Source organism: Nonomuraea composti (genome assembly GCF_012034275.1).
Taxonomy (GTDB): Bacteria; Actinomycetota; Actinomycetes; order Streptosporangiales; family Streptosporangiaceae; genus Nonomuraea; species Nonomuraea composti.
The window spans coordinates 15,630-26,628 of sequence record NZ_JAATEP010000063.1 but is presented as its reverse complement, the minus strand read 5'-3'; the positions used below and the strand labels follow the sequence as shown (position 1 = coordinate 26,628).

9 protein-coding genes are annotated in these 10,999 nt (G+C 71.3%); 7 read left to right on the top strand and 2 right to left on the bottom strand.

The genetic code is table 11. The features are described from left to right. Nucleotides 1-9: 9 nt before the first annotated feature. The gene (locus HCN51_RS49185) at nt 10-1,488 is read left to right on the top strand and encodes a glutamate synthase subunit beta (RefSeq protein WP_168019250.1); all 1,479 of its coding nucleotides are present in this window, start codon (nt 10-12) and stop codon (nt 1,486-1,488) included. A 226-nt stretch (nt 1,489-1,714) separates the two neighbouring features. Here HCN51_RS49185 and HCN51_RS49180 read toward each other — a convergent pair whose 3' ends face one another. Beyond that, nucleotides 1,715-2,560: a helix-turn-helix domain-containing protein gene (locus HCN51_RS49180; protein ID WP_168019248.1), complete on the bottom strand. Its 846-nt coding sequence runs from the start codon at nt 2,558-2,560 to the stop codon at nt 1,715-1,717. Nucleotides 2,561-2,651: 91 nt separating this feature from the next. On the opposite strand from HCN51_RS49180, the gene HCN51_RS49175 reads away from it, so the two are divergent. The 6 genes from HCN51_RS49175 to pyk all read left to right on the top strand — a co-directional run bounded on the left by HCN51_RS49175 (nt 2,652) and on the right by pyk (nt 9,730). After that, nucleotides 2,652-3,713 carry an aldo/keto reductase gene (locus HCN51_RS49175; RefSeq protein ID WP_168019246.1) on the top strand — a complete coding sequence of 354 codons (1,062 nt, stop codon included), beginning with the start codon at nt 2,652-2,654 and terminating at the stop codon, nt 3,711-3,713. A 144-nt stretch (nt 3,714-3,857) separates the two neighbouring features. Beyond that, a complete protein-coding gene (locus HCN51_RS49170; protein ID WP_168019244.1) occupies nt 3,858-4,439 on the top strand; it encodes a TetR/AcrR family transcriptional regulator in 582 nt (193 codons plus the stop codon). 87 nt (nt 4,440-4,526) lie between these two features. Continuing rightward, the gene (locus tag HCN51_RS49165; RefSeq protein WP_168019242.1) at nt 4,527-6,002 is read left to right on the top strand and encodes an MDR family MFS transporter; all 1,476 of its coding nucleotides are present in this window, start codon (nt 4,527-4,529) and stop codon (nt 6,000-6,002) included. A 211-nt stretch (nt 6,003-6,213) separates the two neighbouring features. Further along, nucleotides 6,214-7,917: a S8 family peptidase gene (locus tag HCN51_RS49160; protein ID WP_168019240.1), complete on the top strand. Its 1,704-nt coding sequence runs from the start codon at nt 6,214-6,216 to the stop codon at nt 7,915-7,917. Beyond that, the gene (locus tag HCN51_RS49155) at nt 7,914-8,264 is read left to right on the top strand and encodes a DUF2784 domain-containing protein (RefSeq protein WP_168019238.1); all 351 of its coding nucleotides are present in this window, start codon (nt 7,914-7,916) and stop codon (nt 8,262-8,264) included. Before HCN51_RS49160 ends, HCN51_RS49155 begins: the two co-directional genes overlap by 4 nt. A gap of 35 nt (nt 8,265-8,299) precedes the next feature. Further along, on the top strand, nt 8,300-9,730 hold the full coding sequence (pyk, locus tag HCN51_RS49150) for a pyruvate kinase (RefSeq protein WP_080040996.1): 1,431 nt from the start codon (nt 8,300-8,302) through the stop codon (nt 9,728-9,730). Nucleotides 9,731-9,950: 220 nt separating this feature from the next. Here pyk and dapD read toward each other — a convergent pair whose 3' ends face one another. Next, the gene (gene dapD / locus HCN51_RS49145; protein WP_080040995.1) at nt 9,951-10,916 is read right to left on the bottom strand and encodes a 2,3,4,5-tetrahydropyridine-2,6-dicarboxylate N-succinyltransferase; all 966 of its coding nucleotides are present in this window, start codon (nt 10,914-10,916) and stop codon (nt 9,951-9,953) included. Nucleotides 10,917-10,999: the final 83 nt, after the last annotated feature.

Sequence of the window (10,999 nt, the reverse complement as noted above, 5' to 3'; positions counted from 1 at the left end):
CGTAACCGTATGGCTGACCCGAAGGGTTTCCTCACGCATGACCGGGAGCTGCCGGCGCGCCGCCCCGTGGACGTCCGCATCAGCGACTGGCGCGAGGTCTATCAGGACTTCTCGCAGGAGAAGCTGACCAAGCAGGCGGCCCGCTGCATGGACTGCGGCATCCCGTTCTGCCACAACGGCTGCCCGCTGGGCAACCTCATCCCCGAGTGGAACGACCTCGTCTACCGCACCGACTGGCGCGAGGCGATCGAGCGGCTGCACGCCACCAACAACTTCCCGGAGTTCACCGGCAGGCTCTGCCCGGCTCCGTGCGAGGCGGCGTGCGTGCTCGGCATCAACTCCGACCCGGTCGCCATCAAGCGGGTCGAGGTCGAGATCATCGACCGCGCGTTCGCCGAGGGCTGGGTCACCCCGCAGCCCCCGGCCGTCAAGACGGGCAAGAAGGTCGCCGTCGTCGGCTCGGGCCCCGCCGGGCTCGCCGCCGCCCAGCAGCTCACCCGCGCCGGACACGACGTGGTCGTGTTCGAGCGGGCCGACCGCATCGGCGGGCTGCTGCGCTACGGCATCCCCGAGTTCAAGATGGAGAAGCGGCACATCGAGCGCCGCCTGGAGCAGATGCGGGCCGAGGGCACCGAGTTCCGCACCGGCGTGAACGTCGGCGTCGACATCACCGCCGCCGAGCTGCGCGAGCAGTTCGACGCCGTGGTGCTGTCCGGCGGCGCCACCCAGTGGCGCGACCTGCCGGTGGCCGGGCGCGAGCTCAAGGGCATCTACCAGGCGATGGAGTACCTGCCGCTGTCCAACAAGGTCCAGGAGGGCGACTACGAGACCTCGCCCATCTCGGCCGAGGGCAAGCACGTCGTCGTCATCGGCGGCGGCGACACCGGCGCCGACTGCATCGGCACCGCGATCCGGCAGGGCGCCAAGTCCGTCACCCAGCTCGAGATCATGCCGCAGCCGCCCAGGTCCAGGCCCGGCAGCCAGCCGTGGCCGACCTTCCCCATCCTGTTCAAGATGGAGAGCGCCCACGAGGAGCTGGAGGAGGGCGGCGGGCAGCGCGTCTACGCCGTCTCCACCACCGAGTTCGTCGGCGACGCCGACGGCAACGTCCGGGCGCTGCGCCTGGTCGAGGTCGAGGGGCCGCAGAACGGCTTCAAGCCGATCCCCGGCACCGAGCGGGAGATCCCGGCCGAGCTCGTCACCCTCTCCATGGGCTTCCTCGGGCCGGAGAAGGGCGCCCTGCTGCAGGACCTGGCGGAGGTCGCCGGCGACGGCTTCTACGACGCCAGGGGGAACGTGGCGCGTGACAAGACGTACATGTCCAAGGTGGACGGCGTCTTCGTGGCGGGCGACATGGGGCGCGGGCAGTCGCTGATCGTGTGGGCGATCGCCGAGGGCCGCGCCGCCGCCAGCGGCGTCGACCGCTTCCTCACCGGCGACACGGCTCTGCCTTACCCGATCCTTCCGACCGCACGTCCGCTCGTCTGACGTCTTTCCGGCGCGGCCCGGCTTGTCCGGGCCGCTGTCGTTTCCAGGCCATGCGTTACGGCAGAGCCGACGTCACCGCCACCCGCCGCACGTGGCTGAGGGCCTCCAGGAAGACGCCCGCTGACCCCGCACGTGGCCGGCCGCCGTTACGCGCGCATCCTTGACCATCCGCGTGGTCAGCCCCTGGCCGTTCGCGTGGTCGGGTTCTTGAGCCGGCCGTGCGGGGTCAGGACGCGCAGGACCGTGCGATGGCGTCCAGCGCCCGCTGCGACTCCGGGTCCGCCGCCCGGTAGATGACCAGCCGTTGCCCCGGTGCCTGCAGCGGCGCCAGCACCTCGTACTCGACCGTCAGCGGCCCTTCGACGGCGTGCCGCAGCCGCTTGCGCCCCCTGGCGTTGACGCGGACGTCGCGCATCGCCCACAGCCGGGCGAACTCCTCGTTGCCCGACGTCAGCTCCTCCACCAGGTCCGACAGGCCCTTGTCGTCGGGGTGGGCCGCCCAGGAGGCCCGCAGGTCGGCGATGCCCTCGCGGATGGTGCGCTCCCTGTCGCGGAAGAAGTCCTTCAGGCCGGGGTGGAGCATGCACAGCCACAGGCTGTTGCGCTGGCGGGGCGGCAGCGTGGCGAAATCGAGCATCAGCCCGGCCATCTCGGGGTTCCAGGCGATGATGTCGAAGCGGTGGTTGAGGACCATGGCGGGCAGTGGCGACAGGTCCAGCACGAGCCGCGACAGCGGCCCCGCCTCGTCGTCGGCGGGCCCCTCGCGCTCGGGCCTGCTGGTCGGCCGCTGCCGGGCCAGGTCGAACAGGTAGAGCCGTTCGTCCTCGCTCAGCCGCAGCGCCCCCGCCAGCGCCTCCAGCACCTCGGGCGAGGGCCGCAGCCCGCGCCCCTGCTCCAGCCGGATCACGTAGTCGACGCTGACCCCGGCCAGCTCGGCGACCTCTTCCCGGCGCAGCCCGGGCGTGCGGCGGTGGGCGCGGCGCGCCGGCAGCTCGACGTCGCCCGGGCGCAGCCGCTCGCGGCGCGTGCGCAGGAAGGCCGCGAGCTCGCGGGTCTGGTCCACGGTGCTCATCGCCTCGATCCTACGGCGCCTGCCTGGTACGGCCGATCCCAGGAAGGCTCTTCCCTTACCCATGGCTCGCGGGCCGAGCAGGCTTGGACGCATGACGACTTTTGACACCTACCGCCTGCTGGGCCGTTCCGGGCTGCGGGTCTCGCCGCTGGCCCTGGGCACGATGACGTTCGGGACGGACTGGGGCTGGGGCTCGGACAAGGACGAGTCCCGCCGGGTGTTCGACGCGTACGTGGAACGCGGCGGCAACTTCGTCGACACCGCCAGCCAGTACACGGAGGGCACCGCCGAGACGCTGGTCGGCGAGTTCGCGGCCGGGCGGCGCGAGCAGCTCGTGCTGGCCACGAAGTACAGCATGGCCAGGCGCCCGGGCGACCCGAACTCGGGCGGCAACCACCGCAAGAGCATGGTCCAGTCGGTCGAGGCGAGCCTGCGCCGCCTGCGCACGGACCACATCGACCTGCTCTACCTGCACGCCTGGGACTTCACCACCCCCGTGGAGGAGATCCTGCGCGCGATGGACGACCTCGTCAGGATGGGCAAGGTCCTGTACGTCGGCATCTCCGACACGCCCGCCTGGCAGGTGTCGCGCATGCAGGCCATCGCCGACCTGCGCGGATGGTCGCCGCTGATCGCCCTGCAGATCGAGTACAGCCTGATCGAGCGGACGGGGGAGCGCGACCTCATCCCGATGGGCCGCGAGCTGGGCCTCGGCGTCATCCCGTGGTCGCCGCTCGGCAGCGGCGTGCTGACCGGCAAGTACACGCGGGCCGACCTGACCCACGAGGTCTCCGCCGACCCGTCCGGCACCCGCAAGAACGTGGCGGCGGCCAACGGCTCCCTCACGGAGCGCTCGCTCGGCATCGCCGAGGTCGTCAAGCGGGTCGCGGACGAGCTCGGCGCCACCCCGTCGCAGGTCGCGATCGCGTGGACGTTGCTGGAGCCCGGCGTGACGGCGCCCATCGTCGGGGCCCGCACGCTCGCCCAGCTGGAGGACAACCTGGGCGCGCTCGACGTGCGCTTCAGCGACGCCCAGCGGGCCACGCTCGCCGAGGCCAGCGCGGTGGACCTGGGCTTCCCGCACGAGTTCCTGCGGCGGCCGATGTCGCGGGGCGTCATCTCGGGCGGCGTCACGCTGGAGCTGACCCGCTGACCCGCTGACCCGCTGACCCGCCTGACCCGCCTGCCCGCCGCACCGAACGCCCGTCCCCTGGTGGGGGCGGGCGTTCGGTCTTGCCGGGAATTGCATACCGTGCAGACCTTGCAGTCCGTGCAAGTGTTGCATAGAGTGCAAGGCATGGAGAGTCCGCAGCAGCGGCGCGACCGCCGCCGGGCCGAGAAGCAGCAGGCCATCCGGCGGGCGGCGGTGCGCATCGCGCTCGATCAAGGGGTCGAGGCCGCGACCGTGGAGGCGATCAGCGCGGCGGCCGACATCTCGCCACGCACGTTCTTCAACTACTTCGCCTCCAAGGAGGAAGCGCTCACCCCCGAGCCGCCGTGGCGGCCCGAGGAGTTCGTCGGCCTGCTCACCGGCAGGCCCGGCGACGAGCCGGTCTTCGAGTCGCTGAAGGCGGTGGCGCGCGAGCTGGTGGTGCGCATCCGTCCGGCGATGGAGGACCTGGAGCCTTTCATGGAGCTGCGCCGCCGCCACCCCGAGCTGGCCGCCAAGGCCAGGGCCGTCGACGAGACGAAGGTCCTGGAGAGCCTGCTCGGCGCGGTGCGCAGCCGGCCGGGCGTCTCCGGCCCCATGCACGCCAGGCTGCTCGTCATCGCCACGTTCGGCGCGACGATCTCGGCCGTGCAGGAGTCGGTGCTGAGCGGCGAGCCGGCCGAGGAGCTGCTCGAAGAGGCGCTCACGCTGCTGGAGCGCGGACTCTGACCCCATAGGAAGTGCGGCGACCGGGGTGGCACCCCCGATCGCCGCCGATTTCTCCTGCCCTCGCGAAAGGAAGCAAGGAGCCCACCCATGGTATCGACCATCACCCAGAAGGACGCGCCACCGCGCTCACTGTGGGTGAGCATGGCCTCACTCATGCTCACCATGTTCCTGGCCGCCATCGACCAGACGGTCGTGGCGACCGCCATGCCCACCATCGTGGGCGAGCTGCACGGCATCGAGAGCCTGTCGTGGCTGGTCACCGCGTTCGCGCTGACGTCCGGCATGGCCACGCCCCTGTACGGCAAGCTCAGCGACATGTACGGCCGCAGGAACCTCTACCTGTGGGCCATCGCCCTGTTCGTCCTCGGCTCGGCCCTGTGCGGCCTGGCCCAGACGATGGGCCAGCTCATCGCCTTCCGCGCCTTCCAGGGCCTCGGCGCCGGCGGGCTGCTCGTCCTCACCATGATCATCTCCGCGGACCTGGCCGGCCCCAGGGAACGCGCCAAGTACCAGGGCCTGTTCGGCGCCGTCTTCGGCGTGGCCTCCATCGCCGGGCCCATCATCGGCGGCTACCTCACCGAGCACGTGTCCTGGCGCTGGATCTTCTACATCAACCTGCCCCTGGGCGCGCTCGCGCTGGCCGTGGCGTTCAGCGTGCTCAAGCTGCCGCGCCGCACCTCCCCGCACCGCGTGGACTGGCTCGGCGCCGGCCTCATCTCGGCGCTGCTGACCAGCCTTACCCTCCTCGCCTCCTGGGGCGGCACCACCTACGCGTGGACCTCACCCGTCATCCTCGGGCTGGCCGCCGCCTCCGTGCTGCTGGCCGGGCTGTTCATCCTGGTGGAACGGAAGGCCGCCGAGCCCGTGCTGCCCCTGCGGCTCTTCCGCGACCGGTCGTTCGCCCTCCCCGTGGCCGCCACCGTGCTGATCGCCACCGCCATCCTCGGCATGGCCACGTTCCTGCCCATGTACCTGCAACTCGCCTCCGGCGCCAGCGCGACCGACTCGGGGCTGCTGCTCCTCCCGCTGATGGGCGGCATGATCACGGCCTCCACGCTGACCGGACGGGTCGTCACCCGGCTCGGCCGCTACAAGTGGGTGATGGTGGTCGGCTCGCTGGTCGCCGCGGCCGGCGGGTTCCTGTTCTCCACCATGGGGCTCGGGACGAGCGCGTTCGTGTCCGGCGCGTACATGGTGCTGGCCGGGCTCGGGCTCGGCATGGTCGGGCAGAACCTCATCCTCGCCGTGCAGACCACCGCCCCCGAGGCCGACAGGGGCGCGGCCACCTCGGCCGTCACCTTCGCCAGGAACGTCGGCGGCGCCCTCGGCGTCGCCATCCTCGGCGCGATCTTCGGCGGACGGGTGGCGGGCGGCCAGACGGCGGTCACCCCCGAGGCCATCCAGGCGCTGCCCGAAGCGGCCCGGCACGCCGCCCAGCTCGCCTTCTCGGACGCGATCACGGGGGTGTTCGCCTGGCTCGGCCCCATCCTGATCGGCGGCGCCCTCCTCCTGGCCTGCCTGAAGGACGTCCGCCTGACACCCACACCCCAGGCCCGCGGCTGACGCACCGCGGCTGACGCGCCGCGCCTGACGCGCCGCGCCTGACGCACCCCGGCCTGGGTTGCCGCGGCGGCCTGGCCCGTCGATGAGGAGTGGACCTCCGAAAGGGGGTCCACTTCGTCATCTATCGACCGAAATTTCATGACTAAGTTGCATCACCGGATTACTGTCGGGAAGATTCAGGTTCTGCGGCAAGTCGGCGGATGGGGGAAGAATGCGGCGGGTCGCCTCGGGCTTGACGGCGCTGGCCGCCGTGGTCGCACTCGGCGCCTGCACGCCGTCCAACCCTCGCGAGCACGTCACGCCACGGGCCGACTTCCTCGTCTTCTACGACTACGGCAAGCAGGGCCAGGCCGAGGCCGCCGTGGAGCGCGCCGGCGGCACCACGGTCTCCGCCGACACCAAGCTCGGCTACCTCATGGCGGCCGGCTCGGGCGCCGGTTTCGAGGAGGTGGTGGGCTCGGACCCGTCGATCGTCGGCATCTCCCCGGACCGCCGCATCGGCTACGCCACCACCCGCCCCGCCACGGCCCGCACCACCGAAGCCACCCGTACCGGCGGAAGCACCCGTACGGACGAAGCCGCCCGGACGGGCGAAGCCGCCCGGACGGGCGGCGGATTCCCGGACGAGAGGGCGTTCACCAAGACCAAGGGGGAGCCGCTCGCCAGCCGCCAGTGGGACATGCGCATGATCGGCGCCGACCGCGCCCACGCCAAGGCGCCCGGCACCCGGCAGGTCCTCGTCGGCGTGATCGACACCGGCGTGGACGGCAAGCACCCCGACATCGCCCCCAACTTCAACCGCGAGCTCAGCCGCAACTTCGTCACCGACAAGCCCAAGGACGAGTACGGCGAGACACTGGACGGCCCGTGCGAGGCGGCCGGCTGCAAGGACCCGGTGGACGTGGACGACGACGGCCACGGCACCCACGTGGCCAGCACGATCGCCTCCCCGCTGAACGGCCTGGGCATCGCCGGCGTCGCCCCGGGCGTGCAGATCGTGAACCTCAGGGCGGGCCAGGACTCCGGCTTCTTCTTCCTCAAGCCCAGCCTCGACGCCCTCACCTACGCCGGCGACATCGGCGTGGACGTCGTGAACATGAGCTACTTCGTCGACCCGTGGCTGTTCAACTGCGTGAACAACAAGTCCGACACCAAGAAGCAGCAGCTGGAGCAGCAGGCCATCATCACCGGCATGCAGCGCGCCCTCGACTACGCCCGGCAGCGCGGCGTCACGCTGATCTCCGCCCTCGGCAACGGCTCCACGGACCTCGGCCATCCCACGGTCGACAAGCAGAGCCCCGGCTACCCGAAGGGTGACGAGAAGGACCGGCAGATCGACAACTCGTGCATCAACGTGCCGGCCGAGTCGAACGGCGTCATCTCCGTCTCGGCCGTCGGGCCGTCCGGGCGCAAGGCGATCTACAGCGACTACGGCGACGAGCAGACCGACCTGGCGGCGCCCGGCGGCGACACGCTGGACGGGGAGGGCACCCAGGCCACCCGCTCGATCCTGGCCGCCGCGCCCGAGCACGTGCTGCGCGCCGCCGGCCGGATCGACGCCAAGGGCGAGCCGAAGGGCGCCGACGTCATCAAGGACTGCACGGGCGGCACCTGCGCCTACTACCAGTACCTCGAAGGCACCTCGATGGCCTCGCCGCACGCGACGGGCGTCGCCGCGATCCTCGTCAGCCGCTTCGGCAAGCCCGGCAAGGGCGGGGTCGACCTCGCCCCGGACACCGTCGAGCAGCTCCTCTACAAGACCGCCACGCAGAAGGCGTGCCCGACGCCCCGCGAGTACGTCTACAAGATCTTCGGCCAGACCGAGACGCACGCGTGCGAGGGCAGCCCGTCCGACAACGGGTTCTACGGCCACGGCATCGTGGACGCCTGGAAGGCCGCTACCGTCGAACCATGATGTATCGCCTCCTCGCGGACGCCGTGATGGTGGCGCACTTCGCCTTTCTGGCCTATCTGGCCGTGGGCGGGTTCCTGGCGTGGCGCTGGAGGCGTACCATCTGGGCGCACCTCGCCGTCGCCGCCTGGGGCCTGGTCTCGGTCGTGACCGGCGTCGAGTGCCCCCTCACCCTCGCCGAGGACTGGGCGCGCCGCCGCGCGGGCCTGGAGGGGTTACCCGCCAGCGGCTTCATCGACCACTACATCGAGGGCGTGATCTACCCGGAGGAGTACACGAACTTGGCGCGACTTGGGGTCGCCGTTCTCGTTCTGTTCTCTTACGTCGGGTACGTTCTCCGTCGTCAGTGACTGCCAAGTGGTCTGTACCAATTAAGGTAGGACTCGTGACTCGTCGCGCGAAAATCGTCTGCACCCTAGGCCCCGCCACTTCCTCCAAAGAACGCCTCCGCGAGCTGATCGCCGCGGGCATGGACGTGGCACGGTTCAACCTCAGCCATGGCAACCATGACATGCACAGAGAGGTTTACGACCGGGTCAAGGAGGTGGCGGCCGACCTCGGCCGCGGCGTAGGCGTGCTCGCCGACCTGCAGGGCCCCAAGATCCGTGTCGGCACGTTCGAGGAAGGCCCCGTCAGGCTGGGCTTCGGCGACGTCTTCACCATCACCACCGAAGACGTGCCGGGCGACCGCGAGCAGGTCTCCACCACCTACAAGGGGCTGCCGAACGACGTCCGCCCCGGTGACACGATCCTCGTCGACGACGGCCGCCTCGTGCTGGAGGCCACGCGCGTCGACGGCGAGCGCATCACCACCCGGGTCGTCATCGGCGGCATGATCTCCGACAACAAGGGCCTCAACCTCCCGGGCGTCAACGTCAGCGCCCCCGCACTCACCGACAAGGACGAAGCCGACCTGCGCTGGGCGCTGCGCACCGGCTTCGACATGATCGCCCTGTCGTTCGTCCGCCGCCCGTCCGACGCCGACGTGGTGCGCAACATCATGGAGCAGGAGGCCGTCCGCCTCCCGCTGCTCGCCAAGATCGAGAAGCCGCAGGCGGTCGACCGCCTGCCCGACATCGTCGAGGCCTTCGACGGCATCATGGTCGCCCGCGGCGACCTCGGCGTCGAGCTGCCGCTGGAGCAGGTCCCGATCGTGCAGCGGCGCATCATCGAGCTGTGCCGCGAGAAGGCCCGCCCGGTCATCGTCGCCACGCAGATGCTCGACTCCATGATGAACGCGCCGCGGCCCACCCGCGCCGAGGCGTCCGACGTGGCCTACGCCGTCATGGACGGCGCCGACGCGGTCATGCTGTCGGGCGAGACGTCGGTCGGCAACTACCCGATCGAGGCCGTCTCCACGATGGACCGCATCGCCTGCGCCGCGGAGAAGTCGTCCCTGCACGCCACCCACACGCTGGAGCGCATGCCCGAGACCACGGGCGGCGCCATCGCCCGCGCCGCCGCCGAGGTGGGGGCGATCGTGGGGGCCAAGGCGCTGGTGGCGTTCACGATGTCGGGGGAGACGGCGCGCCGCCTGGCCCGCTACCGCTCGCCGATCCCGCTGCTCGCCTTCACCAGCGCGCCGCACGTGCGGGGGCAGCTGTCGCTGACGTGGGGGGTGGAGACGTTCCACGTGCCGTTCGTGCACCACACCGACGACATGGTGCGGCAGGTGGAGGCGTCGCTGCTGTCGCTGGGGCGGCTGGAGAAGGGTGACAAGGTGGTCATCGTGGCCGGCTCGCCTCCCGGCACGCCGGGTTCCACCAACGCCCTGCGCGTCCACACGATCGGCTCCGCGGTCTCGCACGCGCACTGATCTTTTTCTTTCTTTACGCGCTGCCGTGGTCTGCCACCCGCCGCACTCCGGCGGGTGGCCCTCCATGTAACGGCCGCTGACCCTTCACCAGCGGGCCGCCGTTACGCGAGCCCAACTGGGCCATCCGCGTGGTCCGAGCAACGGCCGTGTGCGGGCTGGCTGGAATGGCGATGGGGCAGCGTAGGTGGTGCGCTGCCCCATTTGCGTGCTTCTGGGTCGTTCAGTCGTTGGCGTGCAGGGCCGCGTTGAGCTCGATGCCGCCGCCCTTGCGAGGCAGGGCCTCCACGGCGCCCGACTGGGAGTTGCGGCGCAGCAGGATGCCGTCGGAGCCCGACAGCTCGGCCGCCTTGACGACCGTGCCGTCCGGGAGCGTGACCCGGGTGCCCGCCGTGACGTACAGGCCCGCCTCCACCACGCAGTCGTCGCCCAGCGAGATGCCCAGGCCCGAGTTGGCGCCCAGCAGGCAACGCTCGCCGATCGAGATGACCTGCTTGCCGCCGCCCGACAGCGTCCCCATGATGGAGGCGCCGCCGCCCACGTCGGAGCCGTCGCCGACGACCACGCCCGCCGAGACGCGGCCCTCGATCATGGAGCTGCCGAGCGTGCCGGCGTTGAAGTTCACGAAGCCCTCGTGCATGACGGTGGTGCCGCTGGCCAGGTGCGCGCCCAGCCGCACCCGGTCGGCGTCGGCGATCCGCACGCCCGACGGCAGCACGTAGTCGACCATGCGCGGGAACTTGTCCACCCCGTACACCGTCACCGCGCCCCTGGCCCGCAGCCGCAGCCGCGTCCGCTCGAAGTCCGGCACCGGGCAGGGGCCGAAGTTCGTCCACACCACGTTGGCCAGCAGGCCGAAGATGCCGTCGAGGTTGACGCCGTGCGGCTGGACCAGCCGGGACGAGAGCAGGTGGAGGCGCAGGTAGACGTCGTGCGCGTCCACCGGAGCCTCGGAGAGCTTGGCGATGCCGGTGCGCACGGCCACCACCTCCACGCCCCGCGCCGCGTCGGGGCCGGCCAGCTCGGCCAGCTCGCCCGCCTCTTCGGCGGAGAGCCGCTGGGTGCCCTCATGGGGCGCCTCGCCCAGCTCGGGGGCGGGGAACCAGGTGTCGAGTACGGTGCCGTCGGCGGCGATGGTGGCGAGGCCGACGCCGAACGCGCCGGTCGAGGTGGGATCGATAGCAGTCACGGCCCCAAAAATACCGTTTCCCAGGTCGGCCCGCAGTGCACGGTCCCCGGCCTGCGCGGCGCCCGCCACCGCGGAAGGCGGTG

Excerpts from the sequence above, each read along its gene's own strand:
- HCN51_RS49185 (WP_168019250.1), top strand. The coding sequence starts at position 10 with ATGGCTGACCCGAAGGGTTTCCTCACGCATGACCGGGAGCTGCCGGCG.
- HCN51_RS49180 (WP_168019248.1), bottom strand. The coding sequence starts at position 2,560 with ATGAGCACCGTGGACCAGACCCGCGAGCTCGCGGCCTTCCTGCGCACG.
- HCN51_RS49175 (WP_168019246.1), top strand. The coding sequence starts at position 2,652 with ATGACGACTTTTGACACCTACCGCCTGCTGGGCCGTTCCGGGCTGCGG.
- HCN51_RS49170 (WP_168019244.1), top strand. The coding sequence starts at position 3,858 with ATGGAGAGTCCGCAGCAGCGGCGCGACCGCCGCCGGGCCGAGAAGCAG.
- HCN51_RS49165 (WP_168019242.1), top strand. The coding sequence starts at position 4,527 with ATGGTATCGACCATCACCCAGAAGGACGCGCCACCGCGCTCACTGTGG.
- HCN51_RS49160 (WP_168019240.1), top strand. The coding sequence starts at position 6,214 with ATGCGGCGGGTCGCCTCGGGCTTGACGGCGCTGGCCGCCGTGGTCGCA.
- HCN51_RS49155 (WP_168019238.1), top strand. The coding sequence starts at position 7,914 with ATGATGTATCGCCTCCTCGCGGACGCCGTGATGGTGGCGCACTTCGCC.